Below are 21,863 nucleotides of genomic sequence, written 5' to 3' on the forward strand. Positions count from 1 at the left end.
TCAGAAGTGGTCAGCTTCAAGAAATAAGAAGGCATTTACGAAAATTGCTTCTTAAATTTTTGTGAAATTTCGGCTTATTTTTCGAAGAATCTACTCCTGGAACACCGTGTATCAGAGGTTGTGAAAGAGACGTTCAGCCTTGAGCGATGATAAAAACTCTCACAAACATTGCGACGAGTAACCCACAGGAGCAATAAGAAGCGATTTTGAAAAATAGCTTCCCATATTTCACAAAATTATGCCTTATTGTCGATAGCCTGTCTCTTGAACGCCATTTATTCGTAAAAAAGAACTGTGACAAGACTTTTGTCACAGTTCTTTTTGCGTGCTTAGCCTTGAAATTTAACTATCCATAAATACAAATACTAGGGTTATTCTAACTTCTTTTATTGCTTGAATCAGTCCACAAGAAAAACAGCCTCTTGATTAAACGGCGTTTATCTTGTTGATTCTGCGGCAATAAAATCAGCCAGCAGCAAAACATGAAGTGCTGTTTTTTGCTGTCCTCTTTTATTGCTTGAATCAGATCACAAGAAAAACAGCCTCTTGATTCACAAATATTTTTTTCGATATTCTCCCGGCGTAATCGATTCCTTCTTTTTAAAGAAACGAATAAAATTTTGCGGATTTCGATATTGCAATCTTTCTGCAATCTCTTTTACGGAGAGGTTAGTCTCTTTCAACCATTTTTTTGCTACCTCTAAACGATGATTTTGAACAAAATCACCAAATTTTTCTCCTGTTTCCTTTTTAAATACATTACTTAAATAGTTAGGGTTATAATGCAACCTATCAGCGATCACATCTAAAGACAGATCACGATCATATTCTGTGTAGACGATATGCATAATATTCTCCGACAAATTTTTAAATTCATGATCAGTGATTGCTTGAGAGCATTCTGTGATTGGCAGAACTAATTGTTCTAAAACAAGTTTTTCTAGTTCTTTGGGATGATAATTGTTCAGTGCTTTTACATAAATTTGTTTCATGTTATCAAAGTTTTTTGAATCTACTCCCAATAACTGTCCTAATTGAACGAGTTCATTGATCAAGCGGACCGAAACTACTTCCCGACTCAAAGGATTTTTATTTTGTGCAAACAATGCATCAATCAATTCATGTACTAAATTCTTCACTTCCTGATTTCCAGAACGAATGGCTTCAAACAATCGATTTTGTTCTTCTATCGGATATCTAATAAGTGTTTTTTCATGAGCAGCAGGAACGATTTCCTGATAAAAAATAATTGAACTTGGACCAGTATTTACACGATAATACAGGGCTTCTTTTGCCCGATCAACCGATTGCTTGCTTTCATTCAGCGTTTCGAACCGGTTACTGATGCCTATACTGATAGTTAAATTCAAGTATTCTTTTACACGTTTTTGAATGAGTCGGCAATACTCCATGACTTTTTTGCTTGCTTCTGCATCATCTTTATCCATTCGATAAATAGTGGCTTGCATTTCTTCATTCAAAACGATCGGCAGCATTCGATTTTCCTTTGGCACAATTTCCGTGATCATGTTGTTGATCGCTAAAAGTAGCAAATCACGCTCCCCACCGTGACTATCTTCTAACAGATCGATTTGAACCAAAGCTGTATAATAGCAGTCATTTTGAGAACTATAACCAAATTGCTGCAACCGCTGATCTAGTTCTCGCCTTTCTACTCGATTTCTAAATAAACTAAGTACAAATAGCGTTTCCAGCTGTGGCTTTTGGGTAACTAAGTGTGCACTTAACGCTTCTTTTTCTCCTATGATCCGACTGACTGATTGAGCGACCAAATCTAGTTCTTTCCCACTGAATCCTTTTGATTTAAGATTCAGACGTTCCTGTATTTGAGAAATCGGACGGGCAAATCTGTCCGAAAATAAGTAGGAAAGAAGACCAATGAGTCCTACCAGTGTTAAAGACACTGCAACTAGCCCGATTCTCAGATTGCGGATCATTGCGCCAATTGCACTAGAGTCAACTTCTAATCTGTAAATCCAATTATTATAATCTGATTTCAGTACTATATACGTTTTATCTTTTTCTCTTATCACTTTCAGCTGATTGTAATCTAGATCCACGTCCGTTAATACAGTTGGTTGCTCTTTATTTTTTACTGTCTGAGTAGTAAAAAGGTTGCCAACTTCGTTTTCAATAGAAAGTATGTCTTCTCCACTTTCACCAACAACTTGTTCTATTGTATGTTTCTCTATCGTAGCAATTCCCAATGCATATTTTTCTTTTTCAAACATTGGCAAAGAAATCACCATTTCGATTCCTTTGTTTTTCTTTTGCCAAAATAAATTATTTTTGTTATTTATGTACTTCTGTTGATACTTTTCAACTTCCTCTTCGGTCAGTTGACTCAACGATCCATTGATTACTCCCCATTTACCAGCCAAACTGACTAAATCATAATTATTATCATCCATAACAATCGTTTCTATAAAATTTAGTTCTTTCCTGATTTCAGAATAAGTGGAGTAATCTGTATATGTCAGCGGATGCTTGAATATGTCCGAGAAATTTTTGGTCGAACCATACGTAGAAAACGAATATTCAATCGTTCTAATTTTCCATTCAACGTTAGTTTTAACTTGCCTGAGCAAATTCTTTTTGTCTGTTAAATAACTCGATTCGATCGATTCATAGGTATTCTGGTAAATGAATAAACTAAATCCTATGACAAGTACGGCTCCTAATAAAAACATCGGTAAAAATATTTTATAAAATACTGTACTTTTCTTCATTTTCTTCCTCTCCTCCTTTTAAAATAAAAGGCTTTCATTTTTCTGTAAAATTGATACTCATCTAATTAAATGAGCATTCCCCGCTTTCAAGAATAGCATAATTAAAAATAAAAATCCAAGTAATTTTTAACGTGTGCAATCTTTTCATATCAAAGATCTATTGACTTATCGTAGTTATCGTAATATGATGAATGCGTTAACAAAAAGTGAAAAAGTAAGGAAAATGATGGAATGGTAACGATCAAAGATATCGCTAAAGCAGCTGGCGTTTCTCATACGACAGTTTCTCGTGCTTTGAATAACAGCAGTTTAATAAAAAATGAAACAAAACAAAAAATACGACAACTAGCTAAGGAAATGAATTATTCGCCAAACTATAGTGCAAAAGGTTTAGTGAATCAAAAAAAATATCTAATCGGACTATTTTTCTCAAGTTTGCATAAAGGAACTTCATCAAATTTCCTAGCAGATTCCATTGCAGGCATCCATTCAGTATTAGACACAAATTACAGTTTATCTGTTGAAAGTATCGATGTTGTTGATTTAACAGAAATCAACCTGCAACGCTACGATGGACTGATCGTTATGAGTCAAAGTGATGATGATCAGCCTTTCATCGACTATCTCAAAGAAAAAGAATTTCCTTTCGTTGTTGTCAATCGTCACATCAATGATCCAGCGGTTATCAACGTCACTGCCGATGATGCGGCCGGTGTTATGCAGGCAGTAGATTACGGTATTGGATGCGGACATACGAAGATCGCTTATATTGGCGGAAAGAAAAATTTTCGTTCGACAAAAGAACGGGAAAAAGGGGTATTGAAAAGTCTAAAAAAAGCGAGCATCCCTGTCAATCTAGCCTATTTTTTAACAGGAGATTACAGCTTAGAAAGCGGCCTCCAAAACATGGAATACCTATTATCACTTTCTGACCTGCCTACTCTGGTTTTTTGCGGCAACGACGACATAGCGATTGGTGCATTGAGAGCTGTACATTTAGCTGGCCTCCGTGTTCCCCAGAACATTTCTCTGATCGGGTTCGATGATTCTCCAGTCGTCTCCTATCTCAATCCGCCGCTTACCACCGTACGTAAGCCTTTGAAAGAAATGTGTCAAGAAGGAACAAAGCTTTTACTAGATTTGATCGAAGGCAGGACGATCGAACAATCTAAAATTGAGCTCTCCACCTTGTTGATCCTTCGTGAGTCGATCAATTACTTGTAAACTACAAGTAATTTTATATAAAAATGTTAACGTGTGCATAACACAGAAAGGAAGTTTATATGAAAAAACTGACAAAAGAATTAGTGAAAAAAAACGAAGCACCTGTAAAAGTTCTTCAGTTTGGTGAAGGCAATTTTATGCGTGGATTTATTGATTGGCAGATTCAGCAGCTGAATAACCAACAATTGTTTAAAGGTAATGTTGCAATCATTCAACCTTTAGAACAAGGTCTTGGAAATATGATGAACCAGCAAGATAATTTATATACGGTCATTTTACAAGGACTCAGCAATGGCGAAATCGTTGATACTTCCGAGATTATCACCGTAGTAGAACAAATGATCAATCCTTATGATGAATGGGATGCTTATCTATCTCTAGCAGAAAATGACGACTTGGCCTATATCGTCTCCAATACAACAGAGGCAGGAATCCAATTCGTGGAGACTGATAATTTAACAGATACTCCCCCACAGAGCTTCCCGGGCAAACTGACAGCCTTTTTATACCGACGTTTCAAATTAAACAAAGCTGGCTTTACCATCATTCCTTGCGAACTGATTGACAGAAACGGCGAACGTCTAAAAGAAATCATTTTACGCTACGCAGAAAAATGGGATTTAGAACCTGCTTTTGTTGAGTGGTTAGAAAAAGAAAATGTTTTCTGTTGTAGTTTAGTTGATCGCATCGTCCCAGGTTATCCTCGCGAAGATGCAGGTGTTTTCAATCAACGGCATAACTATGAAGATCAATTGATGGTCAAAGCAGAACCATTCATGCTTTGGGTGATCGAAGGGCCTAAAGAATTGGAGAATCAACTACCATTCAAACAGGCTGGCTTGAATGTCATCATCACAGATGATATGACTCCTTATCGTGAACGTAAGGTGCATTTGCTTAATGGACCGCATACAGCGATGGTCCCTCTTGCTTTGTTGGCGGAATTGGAAACTGTAGAAGAAGTAATGAAAGATCCTTTATTCTCCGCATATGTTGATCAGTTATTCAATCTAGAATTGATTCCTATGCTTTCTTTACCTAAAGATGAATTAGCCATTTATGCTGACCAAATCAAAGAACGTTTCTTGAATCCTTTTGCCCATCACAAATTAGAAGCGATTTCATTAAATAGTGTTTCAAAGTTCAGCACCCGTCTGCTTCCAGTGTTCAAGAAGTATATCGAAGAACAAAATCAGGTACCACCGTTAATCACTGTTTCACTAGCTGCGCTACTTCTTATGTATCGAGGCGATCAAGTAAAGCCACATGATGATGAAAAGACGATAAGCGAATTTACTGATGCTTGGTCTGATAATGGAACAGCTATTCCTCGATTATTGCAAAACGCTGCGCTTTGGGGAGAAGATTTGTCTCAAATACCGAATGTGACAGATACAGTTCAAGAAATAGCTGCAAAGATCGATCAAAAAGGTGTCCGGTCAGTATTACAAGAAATGAAAGGAACGATGGTCCATGCTTGAAACCCTGCAACCAACAATGAAATTAAATCGACGAGACAGTGTGGTCGTCGCATTAACCCCTATTCCAAAACAAACACAACTGACGATTGATCAGCAAACGATCACCACTCTTGAAGATATCCCGCAAGGTCATAAGATTGCATTGGGTGATTTGAAAGCTGGAGACAACGTGATCAAATATGGCTATCCAATCGGTCATGTGACGACAGACGTAACTGCCGGTCAATGGCTGCACACTCATAATGTAAAAACCAATCTTTCTGGTGAATTGGATTATCGATATGAAAAAGATGTCCATCCAAGTCATTACCTTTTTGAGAACCGAACATTTCAAGGTTACTTGCGAAAAAATGGAAAAGTAGGGATTCGTAATGATTTGTTTTTAGTACCTACCGTTGGGTGTGTGAATGGCATTGCTGAACTGATCGTCAAACAGTTCAAGGAAAAACATCCAGATCTGGGACAGTTTGACCATATTACGATTTTAAAGCATCCTTATGGCTGTTCGCAGCTTGGAAAAGATCATCAAAATACTCGAGAAATTTTAGCGGACGCAGTAAATCATCCCAATGCCGGAGGAGTTTTAGTATTTGGATTAGGTTGTGAGAACAATACAGTTCCTGAATTCAAAAAAATTTTAGGTGAATATGATGAAGAACGAGTGAAATTTCTAGTGGCTCAAGATGTTTACGATGAGATCGAACAAGGTGTGGCTCTATTAGAAGAGCTTTTAACAGCGGCGGAAAATGACCAGCGCATATCAGTCCCGCTCTCTAAGTTGAATGTCGGTTTGAAATGCGGCGGTTCTGATGGTCTATCGGGAATAACTGCTAATCCTTTACTTGGTGCATTTTCTGACTACTTGATTGCTCAAGGAGGCAGCACGATCTTAACAGAAGTGCCAGAAATGTTTGGCGCAGAACAAGTATTGATGGCACGAGCGGAAAATGAAGAAGTTTTTGACTCAATCGTTGACTTGATCAATGACTTCAAACAGTATTTCTTGTCTTACGGGGAACCAGTTTACGAAAACCCATCTCCTGGTAATAAAGCAGGTGGGATCACTACATTAGAAGATAAGTCTTTAGGCTGCACGCAAAAATCAGGAAGCTCTCCTGTCGTTGATGTGCTACAATATGGCGAAAAAATCAGAAAACCAGGGCTTAGTTTATTGCAAGCTCCCGGGAATGATCTTGTAGCTGCCTCTGCTCTTGCTTCATCCGATTGCCAGTTGGTCTTGTTTACCACAGGAAGAGGGACTCCGTTTGGCTCATATGTCCCAACGGTCAAGGTATCTACGAATACAACTCTTTTTGAACGCAAAGGTCATTGGATGGATTTTAATGCAGGCGTCTTATTAGAACAACCAATGGAAGTAATCTTAGAATCGTTTGTTCAAAAAATCATCGCTGTAGCTAGTGGAGAAGAAACGAAAAATGAACAAAATGACGTTCGAGAAATTGCCATTTTTAAAAACGGAGTAACACTTTGATTTTCATAAAACAGTATAAAAAGAAAGAAGGAAGATTTATGTTTTTATCTGATGATTTTTTATTAAAAGACGATTGGGCGAAAAAGCTTTACCATTCCTACGCAAAAAACATGCCCATTATTGATTATCACTGTCACTTAGATCCAAAAGAAATTTACGAAAACAACAATTTCAGCAATCTGACAGAAGCTTGGTTAGGAGGCGATCATTACAAATGGCGCTTGATGCGAGCTTGCGGCGTGCCTGAAGAAAAAATCACAGGAAATGCTTCTGATTTTGAAAAATTTTTAGCTTGGTGTCAAACCGTACCAAAAATTATCGGAAATCCGCTTTACAGTTGGTCACATCTTGAATTGAAGCGTTTCTTCGGTATTGACTTGTTGATAAATGAAGAAAATGCAGAGAAAATTTGGACACAAGCAAATGAAATTTTGGCAGCTCCTGATTTTCGCCGTCGGGAAATCGCAAAAAAATCGAATGTAGAAGTGATTTGTACAACAGATGATCCCGCAGACGACTTGCACTATCATCAGTTGCTTGCTCATGAAGAACCAGATTTGAAGGTTCTACCTTCATTCCGTCCAGATAAAGCACTCAATATTGAAAAAGAAGGATTTAATGCATGGGTCACACTACTGGAAGAAGCAGCTGACCAAACGATCACCACCTATCAAGAACTGATAGAAGTCTTAGGGCAGCGGATAGAATACTTCCATCAACATGGATGTCGTGTTTCCGACCACGCTTTAGACATCTTACGCTATAAAGAAGCGGATGAAACAGTATTAGAAGAGATTTTTCAAAAAGCACGAGCTAACAAACTATTATCTTCAGATGAAATCGATGCTTATCGTACAGAAACACTGATACATTTGACCCACTTCTATCATTCTCATAATTGGACGATGCAGCTGCACATCCATGCTTATCGTAACTGTAATACACAAATGTTGGAAAAATTAGGGCCCGATACCGGCTATGATGGAATGAATGATCTTTCTTTGACTATTCCTCTGCAAAAATTATTGAACCGTGCAGAAGAAACGGATCAGTTGCCAAAGACGATCCTTTATTCATTGAATCCGAATGACTATCCTGCGATTTTAGCTTTGATGGGCTGTTTCCAAAAAGAACAGAATGGAAAACTGCAGTTAGGTTCTGGATGGTGGTACAACGATACTCGAGCTGGTATGCGCGATCAATTGACACAATTTGCTGATGGTAGTGCTTTGGGGAATTTTGTCGGCATGCTGACAGATTCAAGAAGTTTCCTGTCCTACACTAGACATGAATATTTCCGTCGTGTTCTTTGTGAATTTTTAGGCGAAATGGTCATGCGAGGAGAAGCACCTGAAGATGAACAACTTTTAGGAAGTCTAGTTCAAGCGATTAGTTATACAAATGCTAAAAATTACTTTGGCTTTTTTGCCTAATTGATTAATAGTAACAGTAACGAATCAAAAACAGGATAGTGAAATAACGGAATCCGTTTATCCACGTTTTAGAGAAGAAGACGGACCAAATTTGCTCCGTCTTCTTCTCTTGCTGTTCTGCTTCATTGCCTATAAACCTTTATGAAAGAAGAGATAACATGCCTACTATCCATATTGCCGGTGATTCTACTGCGGCAGAAAAAGATGAAAACAAGCGTCCCGAGACAGGTTGGGGAGAAAAAATCTCTGCTTATTTTTCACCCGAGATCCAGATCAATAACCAAGCAAAGAATGGACGCAGCACCAAATCATTTATCCAGGAAGGAAGGTTAGCCCGTCTAGCTTCACAGTTTCAGCCGAATGATTTCTTATTTGTACAATTTGGACATAACGACCAGAAAATCCAAGAAGAAAGAGGTACGCTTCCCTTCGGTAGCTATTTAAAAAATCTGCAGATATTTTTTGAATGCGCAAAAAAAGCGAACGTCCAAATGGTCTTACTGACATCTGTGACGCGACGAGATTACTTAGAAAACGGAACATTGAATCCAGATATACTTGGAGACTATCCAAAAGCGATGCGTGCATTTGCTGAGAAACACCATATTCCTCTTTTAGATGTGTTCTCAAGATCACAAGAATTGTTCCAGACCTTCTCAAAAGAAGAGACAAAAAAATTCTACCTGCATCTTATGCCTGATACTTGTAAAAATTACCCAGAAGGACTAAAAGACAATACCCACTTTAGTCCAGAAGGCGCTGATAAAGTTGCCCGAATAATTGTTGAATTGATAAAAGAATCCCGTCTGCCTCTTGCTAATTATTTACAAAAAGGAGTTTGAGATGTTTCCATTAAATTTAGGCATCCGTGCCCACGATTTAGATGTTCGAAATCGTGAAGAAATCGTTCAAAAAGTATCACAGCTTCACTTGTCCCATATCCAATTTGCACCACAAAAAGCATTTCCTGAACAACTTAAATTAACTGACATGACACTTGGGAGTGCTGCCTATTTTGGTGAATACTTCCAAAAAAACAATATCGAACTTTCCATTTTAGGATGCTATATCAACCTATCCAGCAAAAATCAAGAAGTTCGTGCACAAGCATTGGCAACTTTCAAACAGCAAATTGCTCTGTGCTCTGCCTATCAAGCCAAGATGATTGCTACGGAAACCGGTAGTGTCTCTGTCGGTTACACAAAAGAAAATTTTACTGAAGAAGCTTATCAGATCGCCAGAAATTCTATCATTGAATTAGTCGCTCATGCAGAAAATTTTGGCGTAACTGTTGCTGTTGAAGCAGGGATCAATCATCCAATCTATAACTATCAGTTAGCTAAACGTTTAATCGATGAAGTAGCTTCACCAAATTTAAAAATCATTTTAGATTGTGCGAATTTGATGCATAAAGAAAATCATGCTGATCAGGAAAAAGTGATCCGAGGTGCCTTGGACAATTTACATGGTTATATTACAGCGCTTCATCTCAAAGACTATATCATGGAAAATGGAAAGATCCGCATGGTACCTGTTGGCAAGGGCTGTTTAGATTTCCGCCCGGTACTGCATTATATCAAATATGAGCGTCCTCTAATGTACGCCACTCTTGAAGCTACTCCTGAGATTTATGTTCCTGAAGCAATAGAACACTTGCAGTTTATTTACCAAGATTGTTAAGGAGAAGATTATGGAGGAACGAATACAGAAAAGTTATCAAAAATATCATGCAAATGCTTTTCAGACATTGCTGCATCTTTATCAGGGAAATTATTGGCGTTTTGCCATGTCAGGACTCTTTTTTATTATCAAACATCTTCCATCTTGGTTAATGCCGATCGCTATTGCCAATGTAATCAATGCAGCTTCATCGAAAGATTCTTCTCAGTTGCAGGCCATTTATTTCAACGCTTTTTTGATGGCTTGTCTGATTGGTCAAAATATATTGACGAATTATTTTCATGTAAAATACCATAGCACTTCGATCCGTCAAGTAGAAGCTGGACTAAGAGCGACCCTTATCAAGAAAATCCAAGAACTATCTATTCCTTATCAAAAAGAATTGCAATCTGGACGAATCCAGTCAAAGATCATCCGTGATGTAGAAGCTATCCAAACGTTGTCCTCTCAAGTATTTGTCAGCGGATTAAATATCGCTGTCAATTTATTCGTAGCTTTAGGTATCACGCTTTATAAAAGTCCTGTTGTTTTCATGTTTTTCTTATTGACTGTTCCTCTCGCCGCATTCGTTACTCTCTTTTTCCGTAAAAGGATCAGACAGTCCAACTCAGACTTCAGGCAAGAAATGGAAGAGACTTCTGCAAAAGTGATCGAAGTGATCGAATTAGCACCGATTGCTCGAGCTCATGGGTTAGAAAAACACGAAACAACTCGCTTAAATAAGCATTTTACTCAAATCTATGAAAAAGGATTCCACTTAGATATCCTGCAATCTGTTTTCGGATCAGTCAGCTGGGCTAGTTTTCAGATATTTCAGCTGATTTGTTTGATTTTCACTGGGATATTAGCTTTACAAGGGCGCATCCAACCCGGCGATGTCGTGATGTATCAGACGTATTTCACGACGATCGTCAATTCCGTTTCTGGAATGATCACGCTGATTCCTACGATTTCAAAAGGCATGGAATCTATCACTTCTATTGGCGAACTGTTGATTGCTGGCGATGTAGAAACTTATCACGGTAAGAAAAAAATCCAACATTTGGATGGAAATTTTCGTTTTGAGGATGTTTCTTTTCTTTATCCGGACTCACTCAAACCGATTATCGATCATTTTTCTCTAGAGGTGAAAGCTGGAGAAACAATTGCTTTTGTTGGGCCATCTGGCTCTGGAAAATCTACACTCCTTAACTTATTGATTGGATTTATCCAGCCGACTTCAGGAAAAATTTTTCTAGATGATCAGCCTTTGGATGAACTGGATATGCGAAGTGTGCGAAATTATTTAGCCGTTGTTCCTCAAACCACTTTGTTGTTCTCCGCTTCGATCAAAGAGAACATCACTTATGGCTTGAAAAACGTATCAAAAGAACGTTTAGATGAAGTCATCGAAGCTGCGCAACTTTCTTCACTGATTGACCAGCTTCCTGATGGTCTGGATACCTTAGTAGGCGAACATGGCAACAAGCTGTCTGGTGGCCAAAAGCAACGTATCTCCATTGCACGAGCGTTGATACGTCAGCCAAAAATCATTTTGCTAGATGAAGCAACCTCAGCTTTAGATAACCAGTCAGAGAAAAAAATCCAGCAAGCCCTGAATTACCTGACAGAAACACCCACTACTTTTATTGTGGCTCATCGGCTTTCAACGATCAAAGAGGCAGATAAAATCGTTGTGATCGATGAAGGAAAAATCGTTGAAATAGGTACTTACGAAAAACTGTTAGCTCAAAAAGGCTATTTCTACCGCTTGAAAAATGAATGACAAAAAATAGGAGCTATGACAAGACTTTTGTCGTAGCTCCTATTTCTGAATAAACGGTGTTCTCCTGCCAACTCCTCGGTCACAAGTCACAATAGTCATCAAACATGAGAAGCTGTTTTTTGAAATTGTTCCTTGTAACTCAGAGTTAAACGGTAGGCTCACGACCTCTTGGTAAATGGTGTTCAAGAGACAGCCTATCGGCAATAAGAAGCAATTTTGTCATCGCTCAAGGCCGAACGTCTCTTTCACACCCTCTGTTGTTTCATAAAATAGTTTTATTCGCTGTAAAGGTCGCGAACTGGTGTCATGATGATACGGTTCAAGTCATTGATGATTGTACTGAAGCCTTGCTCTTTTTGCATCAAGTCATTGATTACTTCTTCTGATTGGATTTTCACAGCCATTTCTTGTGCTTTCATTGCATCTTCGTCGCTGAACTCTTGTCCACTCATTTGTTTTTCTTGTAATTCGATTTGCATCGCTTGGAAGTCTTTGAACAGTTTGTGTGCTTCTTCGTTTGCTTGTACTTTCTCGTACGCTTCTTTCAACGCTTTGAATTCTGGTAATTCACGGATCTCACGTTCGATTTGATTCGCGCTATCGTAGATGTTTGACATGTTATGCCCTCTTTTCTTTTAGTAGTTACTCTCTATTGTAACATGGGGTTATTCGTTTTCAAAGGGGCTACTCTCCTTGATATTTCCGCCAGAGGTCTTTAGCCGCTTCACCAATTCCCTGAACGCCTTCTTTCACCATATCGCCGAAGTTTTTCAGCCCTTCTTTTGCTTGTTCACCATATTGATTCAAGTTATCTTGCCAATTTCCAGACTCTCCATTAGAATTTCCTGTGTTTCCAACTTGATCTGCAGCTACCACTTGTCCTCCTGTGGCATAGGCATCTGCTACACTAAATCCTGTTTTTGAAGTATACGGAAGGATGCCTTCTGCCGCTGATTTGAAGACTTTCCCGACAACATTTCCACTTGTCCCTTCCAAATAGTGCAGCTTGCTGGATTCTTCGTAACCCATCCATGTCGAAATCACTACGTCTGGCGTGTAACCGATCATCCATTGGTCATTTGCTTTTGTGGCATCGAAATTAGTTTCTGTGGTTCCTGTTTTCCCTGCTATCGTATAACCTGCAGGATTCGCAGCAGCCGCTGTTCCATTTGAAAATGTACCAAGAAGCATGCTGGTCATTTCATCGGCTGTTTCCTTTGATATGACCTGTTTTGGTTTTTTGTTTGTGTTATCGACGATCACCGCTCCAGTCGAATCAACGATTTTCGTGATAAGATGCGGCGTATACATCTGACCATCATTGGCAAATGCACTGTAAGCACCCGCCATGATCAATGGAGATACTCCTTTTTCCAGTCCACCAAGGGCTAAGCCATAATACTTATCAGATTTTGCTAAAGGCAGGCCGAATTCTTCTGCTTTATCATATCCTTTTTGTAAACCGATCTCATGCAAAAGCCATACAGCAGGCAAATTCAAACTTTGTGCAACAGCTTGATACATCGGTACTTCTCCTTGGTATGTCCCGTCAAAATTATGCGCATCGTAATAACTTTGCGGTTCGTCTTTCAAGATACTGGAAGGCTTGTATCCAGCTTCCAGTGCTGGTGTATATACGCTTAATGGTTTGATCGTTGATCCTGGTGAACGACGCATCTGTGTAGCAAAGCTGAATCCTCTAAAGACATGATCTCCTCTTCGTCCTACTAGTGCTTGTACACCACCTGTATTCGGATCTAAAGCTACTGAAGCAGATTGGACCATGGCACCATCTGAAGCATTTGCTGGGAATAATGCACTGTTTTGATAAGTAGCTTCTAATTGCTTTTGATAATCCTGATCTAAAGCTGTATAGATTTTATAGCCTTTATTCATGACATCTTCTTCATCAAGACCATACTCGTTAACTGCTTCATCGATCACTGCATCAAAATAATAAGGATAACGATAACCAGAATCTGAATTATCGTATGTGTCATTAAGATACGCGCTGATATCTGTCTGGCTTTCTGCTTGTTCTTGTTCTTTTGTGATTTTTCCGTTTTCTTCCATTACACTTAGTACTGTGTTTTTCCGATCATTCGCATTTTTTGGGTGATCGATCGGATTATAAATACCAGGACCTTTCAGCATTCCTGCCAAAGTAGCAGCCTCAGACAGCGTAACATTCGTTGCATCTACTCCAAAATACTTTCTGGAAGCGTCTTGGACACCCCATACCCCGTTGCCAAAATAGGCATTGTTAAGATACATGGTCAAGATTTCTTCTTTGCTGTACTTCTTTTCGATCTCGATTGCCAAAAATAATTCCTTCGCTTTTCGATCAAACGTTTGGTCTAATGTCAGATACGCATTTTTGGCAAGCTGCTGAGTGATCGTACTTCCTCCGCCCCCTGATGTTCCGCCAGACAAGACCATTCGGACTGCTGCACGGGCAATCCCTTTGATATCAAACCCGTGATGCTCGTAAAAATTCCTATCTTCTGTCGAGATTACTGCATCTTGGATATAGGGAGAAATCGCGTTTAATTCTACATATGTTCCTTTTTGGGCGTACAGTGTGCCAGCTTCTTCGTTTTTCTTATCATAAATGACTGTCGATTGGCTTAATCCTGATTTTAACGTTTCGACATTTGCTTGTTTTGCTAAAATAAAGAGGTAGATACTTGTCACTAAGACACAGATCAAACCAATCAGCAAAATCAATTTGTTCACATGATATTTTTTCCAGATGCGCTTTCGCCATCGATGGAATTGTCCGAGATATGGTCTGATCCAACGCCAAAAACTGATCAAAGCAGCTTTTATCTTTTCTAAAATGCTTTGAAAATCCATTTGCTTCTTCTCCTGTCTATTTGATTCAATCGTCTTATTTTACCATAGTGAAAGAGTGTTTTCTTCCTGCTTAAGTTGTAGTTCAATATGTTTTTTTACGTTAGTGCAAGTAGAGTAACATAAGAATGAACAGAAAAATGTAAGTTTTTTCTTAAATATGTTTTAAAAATGGTACAATTAGTCTGCAATTGCACTGAAAGGAGTACACTTGTGAAAATCACGATCACTTTACCTATGAACCATCCTGAAACAACAATTCGCGACTTGCTTGAAAAGGAATGGTTAGTTCCTAGAAAGGTTCGACACTTTTTGCGTATACGTAAAAACGTTTGGATCAATCAACAACCTGCTTTGTTCCATCATGAAGTAAAGGGCAATGACCAGATCACATTGTTATTCGAAGAAACAGATTATAATTATCAAGAAGTTCAATTAGGAGATGCGAAGCACATCCGTGTTTTATATGAAGATGAGCATTTGATTATAGTGGATAAGCCTGCAGGAATGAAGACTCATCCAAATGAACCGACAGAAAACAGTACCTTACTCAATCATTTAGCTGCTTATCTCGACACTAAACAGCAACGACCTTACGTTGTCCACCGCTTGGACAAAGAAACAAGCGGTGCCGTTTTATTTGCAAAAAATCCATTTGTCTTGCCGATACTTGGAAGAATGTTGGAACAAAAAATGATCTATCGGAGATATCAAGCCATCGTATGGGGAGAAATTGCCAAAGATATGACCATCACCAATAAAATTGGACGAGATCGCCATGATCGGAGAAAAAGGGTCGTAGATGATAAAAATGGTCAGAGCGCCTTGACACATGTCACTGTCAACAAAGTACTTTCTGAACAAACACAAGTCTATTGTGTTTTGGAAACCGGACGTACACACCAGATCAGAGTTCATTTAGCTCATAAGGGACATCCGATCGTTGGAGACCCTCTCTACCAAAATAGAACAGCTGAACGACTGATGCTCCATGCATTAGAACTGCACATGATCCATCCATTTACTCAAGAAAAAATAGTCGGTAAAGCTTTACCTGGATTATGGGAATAGAAATAAAAAAGAACAGAGTCTTATCAGCAGATAATGATAAGACTCTGTTCTTTTTGTGTAATTTGTCTGCTTACTTTTGATGTTCGTGTTCTGCTAACAGCAAACTACCGATAATCCCACTTTCATTCGGCAGTCCCCAACGAACGATATATTCACTTACTTGAGGTGTTTCCATATAACCACCCATCAATTCAACAAATTGCTGACGGATTTTTTGAAGGAGATGATCCTGATTCATTACCCCACCGCCTAAAATAATCTTTTCAGGTGCTAACGTCAACGTATAGTTGATCAGTGCTTGAGCAATATAATAAGCCTGAATAGCCCAAACAGGATGATCTTGCGGCAGATCTTGCCCTTTGATCCCTGTGCGTGCCTCAATAGACGGTCCTGCTGCTAATCCTTCTAAACAATCTTTATGATAAGGACAAGTACCTTCATAATGGTCATCTGGATGGCGTTTCACCCAAATATGTCCCATTTCAGGATGTGCGATCCCTGAAAAAATTTCTTCATTGATCACGACACCTGCACCGATTCCTGTTCCCACGGTAAGGTAAATACAACTATTTTTTCCTTGTGCTGCTCCTTGCTTCAATTCCCCATATGCAGCAGCATTGACATCCGTTGTCCAAGCAGCAGGAATATTGTAGCGTTCCTTGATTGTGCCAAGAAAATCGAATTGTGCCCACCCTTTTTTGGGAGTTGCCAAAACGTATCCGTAATTATCTTTTGTTTTGTCGATACCAATCGGGCCGAATGAGCCAATCCCGATTCCCTTCAATTCATAACGATCAAAAAATTCAAATACCTGATCCAATGTTTCTTCTGGTGTTGTGGTAGGGATACTTAATTTTTCTAAAATTTCTCCACCATCTGAAACCGCACACACAAATTTTGTTCCGCCTGCTTCTATTCCGCCATACATTCGTTTTCCTCCTCGAATCCGATTGTCCGAATCTCATAAGGTTGGATTATTGGGACAACCGCTTGCTTCGTTGGTTCTTCAAGCAGATTCAATATGACAGTTTTTCCATTGTCTTTAGTTATTTCCAATTTTTCTAAATGACTAGACATATTGAAACCTCTTACTACTACTTTATCACTAAACTTGCTGCGTTTCAAAGCTGTAATTGCAAACGTTTCACTTTTTATCGTTAAATATTGTTGTTTTGAAATCAATGTTCCTTCATGATGTTTGATTTGTTGAGTGGAAAAAGGAATCTGTGCTGCGTATGCATGCAAATAAGTAGAGAATTTTTCTTCTGGTCCATGTAGTTCAATGCTGTAATTGAACCGATGCTCACCTAGACACTGTGCTTCTGGTGTTGGAAAATATCCCCAATCGCCTAGTTCTCCCACACTGCGAAGTAGCGTCACTGCGATTTGTCCGTCTTCTGTTACTTCATATTCATTCAAACCAAAGTTTCCGACTGTTACACCGTACTCTTCATCATGAATATTGACAAATGCTTGCTGATGTTGCGGATTCGTGGGGTTTTCCCAACTTTTAGACACATGGTTTGGGCGCTTCACCACTTCAAAAATACTATCTGCTTCGTGATGTTCCACATGTAACTTTGTAGGAAACAAGACACGTAAGCGATGATCTTTCATCTGATTGTCGAGAGTCGTTTCAAAGTCGATTTTTTTACTATCTTTTCTGATTGTCATGATTGTTTTTATTTGAAGGATTCGTTTTTCTTTGGATCGTTCTGCTTTTCGATAACGAAATTCCACAACCATCTGCTGTTCTTTTTCTAAACGCTCGTCTGCAGAAACAGGGATTTCCATTTCCTGTAGAATACTTATTTTTGCTATTTCCGGTGTATCTACTAATACTTTTACTTCAGAGTTTTCTTTGTTACTGGATAGGATTGGCTGATCACAGAAAGGTTGTTTAAAGATATACTCATTTCCTATATCGCCGATATCTTCAAAAATATGCAGATTATTCAACTTTCGTTTGTTTTTGCGATCTTCCATTGTAATGGTACCATTTTTTTCAATCGTCAAATGTAGAGGGCCGTTTTCGATGATTCGTCCACTCTGATGAATCATTGTTTCCTTTTCTTCTGCTTTCGCTTCCCCTTCTACAAGCGCGAATGTTTCCCAAGAAAATGCTGGCATGTTTTCTAATGGTAAAGTCACTTTGATCATTCTTGCCATATATGGCACACGGAAACGGTCTTTCGGCAAATCATAACCAAATTGGACAGTTTCTTCAGATAAAATAGCTGGTATAGTGGCCCCACTTTTTGTTTCTACATGATACTTACGTTTAGGCAAATTTTCTAACTCTTGATATAGTTGTTCAGGTATTCCTTCAGCGAATCTTTTTCTTTCTAATTCGATGGTTATTTCTGCTTCACCAGTTTTATCCATTCCTGCAGTATTTACAATGACAAATGGAAAGCTGTCTTTTGGGAATCCGGTCGTATCGATTGCTGCGGTCAGCTGTTCTAAGGAATCTTGTGCAAGATACTTTCCAACTTCATCTGCTTTTTCAAAACGAGGTATCATTTCCCGATGGACAGAATCGACTGAACAACCGCAAATACTGTCGTGAGGATGATTTTGCATTAATGTCTTCCAAGCATAATCTAATTGATCATGGGGATAGTTTCCACTAACTTCATAAGCCATCGTCGCAAGTGGTTCTGTAATATTTTCTAGCTGTCGCTGGACCTTGGTATTCCATTGTTTTAAGTAAACCCGAGCAGATGCTGTATTGGCTAAAGTATACCAGCCATCCGTTTCTTGACTTGTCAATTCTCCTTCTACTGAGCCTAAGTCTTCTGGCACATCTTTTTGAACTGCTTCCAGATAGTCAGTAAAATTAGAATGAATAAACTCGTAATCTGGAAACAGTTCATTTGCGAGATGGATTGCTTTTGATATATCTTTTTGTACCGGTTGATGATCAACACCATTCATCATCAATAAGTGGTTCGTAGAGGCATATTGTTCTGCATCCGCTAATTTTTGCTTCCAAAAGGCAAGAGCTGCTTCTTTTTCTACTGGAATCTCATTCCCGTTGCTATACCAATTGGCAAATAGCAGACCAAAGATTGCTGTTTGATCAGGTCCTTTCCACCACATCTCTGAGTATTGGGAAGAATAGTTTTCTGCTTCCAAAACTTGATTATCAAAGCCAATTGGTTTTACACCACGGCCAAACGCTGCTGCTGAAATACCAGCTTGTTTCATTAATTGAGGCGTCTGTCCCATATTTCCAAATGTATCGGGAAAATAGCCTAACATGACAGGGGTTCCCCATTTACGGCTTTCTTCCATGCCAATCAGCATATTTCTCACGTTCGATTCCGAGCTGATAAGAAAATCATCTTGCAAGATATAAAATGGTCCAATTCTCAATTTTCCTTCATTGATTGCTTGTTGGATTGCCTGTCTTTTTTCTGGCCTTACTTGAAGATAGTCATCTAAAATAATCGTTTGCCCATCCAAATGAAAACTGTTGAAGGACGGATCAACTTCAAATAGCTCTAGTAGATCGTCTATCAATTCAATCAGTCGCATGTGATGCTGTTCGTAAGCCATGTACCATTCACGATCCCAGTGGCTATGAGAAATGATATATACTTTCTTTTTCATTTACGATACCTCCTACTTTTCTACTCTAATATCAAAGTAATCCATGACTAATTCGCAAAACATCATATTTGCCCAAGAAAACCATTCTCTCGTATAATTTTCAGGATTGTTCACATCGAATCCTTCGTGCATAAGGTGTGTTCCTGCGTCAGTTGCTACAAGTAAATTCAATATCCGCTCTTTTTCAGATTTGTCTGACGTTGTCATTCCTTCCATAGCTAATGCAATCGGCCAAACGTATTTTTCTGGCGTATGGGAGGATCCAATTCCTTTTGCGTACTTTCCTTCATAGAAATATGGATTTTCTTTACTCAACAATGTTCTTCTTGTTTGCAGATAATCTTCCTCTTGTTCAGAACAATATCCCAAGTAAGGTGCGGCGATCAGATTGGGCACATTACTGTCATCCATGACTGTGGCGTTTCCCATTCCATCTACTTCATATGCATAAATCGTTTGCCCTTTTTGATTAACCGTTCGTCCGTGATTCTGAATCCCCTCTTGGATCTCTTTCTTCAATTTCTGTGTTTGCTGTACAATTTCTTTATCATCGAGTATCGTTTGAAAAATTTCTTCCACATAACCTAACACGACCACCGCAAACATATTGGATGGTACCAGATATCCATAACGGCAAGCATCATCGCTAGGACGGAAACCAGACCATGTCATTCCTGTAAAAGCTGTTTTTGCACCTCGCCCGTCATTGATCAGCGTATCTTCTTTTCTTGTCGTGTCTCGTACAAATGTATAAGGAGAGTGTTCATGATCTTGCTCTGTTTTGAACACGTCCAAGATTTTTTTGATACCTTCAATAAAAGATTGATTGAATTGATCAGTTTTTCCTGTATTTTTGTAAAGAAGATAGGCCAACTGTATTGGGTAGCATAAAGAATCAATTTCATATTTTCTTTCCCAGATCCAATCGTTCATTTTTGTATGATCTGTTTGGTGGCCAGCACCGTTAGCTTCTTCGTTGAAGGCATTCGCATATGGATCGATATTGATATAAAAAAATTGCTTTTTGACTAACCCGCTGATCATGTCAGCTAATTCCTCATCTTCTTTTGCAATCACTAAATAAGGACGAACTTGTGCAGTAGAGTCTCTTAACCACATCGCTGGAATGTCTCCCGTCAATAAAAAGGTGGTTCCGTCATTTTGCTTTTTGACTGTTGTCAACAGAGTATTGGCAAATGCTGCTGTAAAATTCTTTGCCCAGTCCGCATGGATATCCCCACATTTTTGTGTGATATCTTCCATAAATTTCTGCACCGATTTTGGTATATCTTTATAAACCACTAATAAAACCTTCTTTCTATTTGATATATCTTTAAAGATTATACTTCATACAGCCAATTATGTCTACGCTTTCAAAAAATATCTTTTTATTTACTTTTTCATCCATTATGGTATTATTTGAATATGATATATCATTAAGAGGTGTTTATATGACTCAACCATTGTACCAGACAATATTTAATGATTTGCAAACGGCTATTTTAACTGGTGAATTACCTGTAGACAGCCAACTACCAACTGAAAAAGAACTTTCACGTACCTATAAAGTAAGCAGAATCACTTCCAAACGTGCATTGACTGAATTAGAGCAATTAGGACTTATTTATCGCGTTCGCGGGAAAGGCAGTTTCGTTAAATCCGCTTCTCCGGAACAGATTCTTGCTTCTCCTACAAAAACACGACGGATTCTGTTTCTTCTTCCATATGTCGCTGATTTGTCTGTTGGTGATTTTAGCAAGGGATTGAACCCTGTGATGCAAGATAAACAGATTGATGTCATGATGACGACGCTTGACTTTCTACAAAATAAAACAGCAAAAGAGCTAATCAATGAATTTGACGGATTGATTTATTATGCTCTTGATACAGAACAACATCTTGACTTACTTTTTGAGCTTTCATTGAAAGAATTCCCTGTCGTCATATTAGATAAAAAAATCTATGAGTTACCTTTTCCTACCGTTCTTTCCGATAATTTCCAAGGCGGTGCGCTTGCTGCCTCTTATTTGATCGAACAGGGACATTCAAAAATCGCTTATTTGTTTGGTACGCAGACTCATCCACAATCCGTTCGACAGCGTTACCTTGGTTACCTTGAAGCATTGGACAAAGCTGGTTTGACTTTCCACACTTCACTGGATGACAAAAGCGCGACATTAGATGAATTGCTTTCTTATATCACTAAGTATGAAGTAACTGCTTTTGTTTGTGAAAACGATGTTGTCGCTATCCAGACCATGAATCTCTTGAGACAGCATGGTTATCATATCCCTGAAGATTTTTCAATTATCGGATTTGATGATATCCAAGCAGCAGCTCTTGTTGACCCGCCACTGACAACCATCGCACAAGATTTTGAACAGTTAGGTAAGCTTGCGGGAGATGCTTTGGTCACTTGGTTAGAGACAAAAGATCGACCATCCGATAGTAAATTTCCAGTTTCATTCATCAAAAGACAATCAACAAAGGAGAAATAAA

Annotated in this window: 15 protein-coding genes; 9 read left to right on the forward strand and 6 right to left on the reverse strand. The window is 38.7% G+C overall.

Annotated elements, in window-relative coordinates; all coding sequences use genetic code 11:
* Positions 1-551: 551 nt before the first annotated feature.
* Positions 552-2,750 (reverse strand): helix-turn-helix domain-containing protein, encoded by a 2,199-nt coding sequence (locus PYW34_RS11025; protein WP_002286007.1) that lies wholly within the window; start codon positions 2,748-2,750, stop codon positions 552-554.
* 231 nt (positions 2,751-2,981) lie between these two features.
* On the opposite strand from PYW34_RS11025, the gene PYW34_RS11030 reads away from it, so the two are divergent.
* The 7 genes from PYW34_RS11030 to PYW34_RS11060 all read left to right on the forward strand — a co-directional run bounded on the left by PYW34_RS11030 (position 2,982) and on the right by PYW34_RS11060 (position 11,825).
* A complete protein-coding gene (locus PYW34_RS11030) occupies positions 2,982-3,974 on the forward strand; it encodes a LacI family DNA-binding transcriptional regulator (protein ID WP_002303178.1) in 993 nt (330 codons plus the stop codon).
* A gap of 59 nt (positions 3,975-4,033) precedes the next feature.
* Positions 4,034-5,455 carry a tagaturonate reductase gene (locus PYW34_RS11035; protein WP_002286004.1) on the forward strand — a complete coding sequence of 474 codons (1,422 nt, stop codon included), beginning with the start codon at positions 4,034-4,036 and terminating at the stop codon, positions 5,453-5,455.
* Positions 5,448-6,947, forward strand: a complete 1,500-nt coding sequence (locus tag PYW34_RS11040) for a UxaA family hydrolase (protein ID WP_002286002.1) — start codon at positions 5,448-5,450, stop codon at positions 6,945-6,947. The genes PYW34_RS11035 and PYW34_RS11040 overlap by 8 nt, the downstream gene beginning before the upstream one ends.
* Positions 6,948-6,985: 38 nt before the next feature.
* A complete protein-coding gene (gene uxaC, locus PYW34_RS11045; protein WP_002286000.1) occupies positions 6,986-8,380 on the forward strand; it encodes a glucuronate isomerase in 1,395 nt (464 codons plus the stop codon).
* A 158-nt stretch (positions 8,381-8,538) separates the two neighbouring features.
* Positions 8,539-9,222: a rhamnogalacturonan acetylesterase gene (locus PYW34_RS11050; protein WP_002294493.1), complete on the forward strand. Its 684-nt coding sequence runs from the start codon at positions 8,539-8,541 to the stop codon at positions 9,220-9,222.
* A 1-nt stretch (position 9,223) separates the two neighbouring features.
* Positions 9,224-10,060 carry a sugar phosphate isomerase/epimerase family protein gene (locus tag PYW34_RS11055; RefSeq protein ID WP_002285996.1) on the forward strand — a complete coding sequence of 279 codons (837 nt, stop codon included), beginning with the start codon at positions 9,224-9,226 and terminating at the stop codon, positions 10,058-10,060.
* Positions 10,061-10,070: 10 nt separating this feature from the next.
* Complete coding sequence (locus PYW34_RS11060; RefSeq protein WP_002285995.1) at positions 10,071-11,825, forward strand: ABC transporter ATP-binding protein; 1,755 nt, start codon at positions 10,071-10,073, stop codon at positions 11,823-11,825.
* 275 nt (positions 11,826-12,100) lie between these two features.
* On the opposite strand, the gene PYW34_RS11065 is transcribed toward PYW34_RS11060, so the two are convergent.
* Together PYW34_RS11065 and PYW34_RS11070 are read right to left on the reverse strand one after the other, a co-directional pair.
* Positions 12,101-12,442 (reverse strand): YlbF family regulator, encoded by a 342-nt coding sequence (locus PYW34_RS11065; RefSeq protein WP_002285994.1) that lies wholly within the window; start codon positions 12,440-12,442, stop codon positions 12,101-12,103.
* 67 nt (positions 12,443-12,509) lie between these two features.
* Positions 12,510-14,681 carry a PBP1A family penicillin-binding protein gene (locus PYW34_RS11070; protein ID WP_002294492.1) on the reverse strand — a complete coding sequence of 724 codons (2,172 nt, stop codon included), beginning with the start codon at positions 14,679-14,681 and terminating at the stop codon, positions 12,510-12,512.
* 210 nt (positions 14,682-14,891) lie between these two features.
* Between PYW34_RS11070 and PYW34_RS11075 the strand changes: the two genes are divergently transcribed.
* Positions 14,892-15,749, forward strand: a complete 858-nt coding sequence (locus PYW34_RS11075; RefSeq protein WP_002285989.1) for an RluA family pseudouridine synthase — start codon at positions 14,892-14,894, stop codon at positions 15,747-15,749.
* Positions 15,750-15,819: 70 nt separating this feature from the next.
* Here PYW34_RS11075 and PYW34_RS11080 read toward each other — a convergent pair whose 3' ends face one another.
* From PYW34_RS11080 to PYW34_RS11090, 3 genes are read right to left on the reverse strand one after another with little or no spacing between them, the layout of a single operon-like run.
* Positions 15,820-16,677, reverse strand: coding sequence for an ROK family protein (locus tag PYW34_RS11080; protein ID WP_002285988.1), 858 nt, complete (start codon positions 16,675-16,677; stop codon positions 15,820-15,822).
* On the reverse strand, positions 16,662-19,364 hold the full coding sequence (locus tag PYW34_RS11085; RefSeq protein ID WP_002285985.1) for an alpha-mannosidase: 2,703 nt from the start codon (positions 19,362-19,364) through the stop codon (positions 16,662-16,664). Before PYW34_RS11085 ends, PYW34_RS11080 begins: the two co-directional genes overlap by 16 nt.
* A 12-nt stretch (positions 19,365-19,376) precedes the next feature.
* On the reverse strand, positions 19,377-20,666 hold the full coding sequence (locus PYW34_RS11090) for a glycoside hydrolase family 125 protein (protein ID WP_002294491.1): 1,290 nt from the start codon (positions 20,664-20,666) through the stop codon (positions 19,377-19,379).
* Between the two features lie 149 nt (positions 20,667-20,815).
* On the opposite strand from PYW34_RS11090, the gene PYW34_RS11095 reads away from it, so the two are divergent.
* Complete coding sequence (locus tag PYW34_RS11095) at positions 20,816-21,862, forward strand: GntR family transcriptional regulator (protein ID WP_002302559.1); 1,047 nt, start codon at positions 20,816-20,818, stop codon at positions 21,860-21,862.
* Position 21,863: the final 1 nt, after the last annotated feature.

The organism is Enterococcus faecium (genome assembly GCF_029023785.1).
GTDB classification, from domain to species: domain Bacteria; phylum Bacillota; class Bacilli; order Lactobacillales; family Enterococcaceae; genus Enterococcus_B; species Enterococcus_B faecium.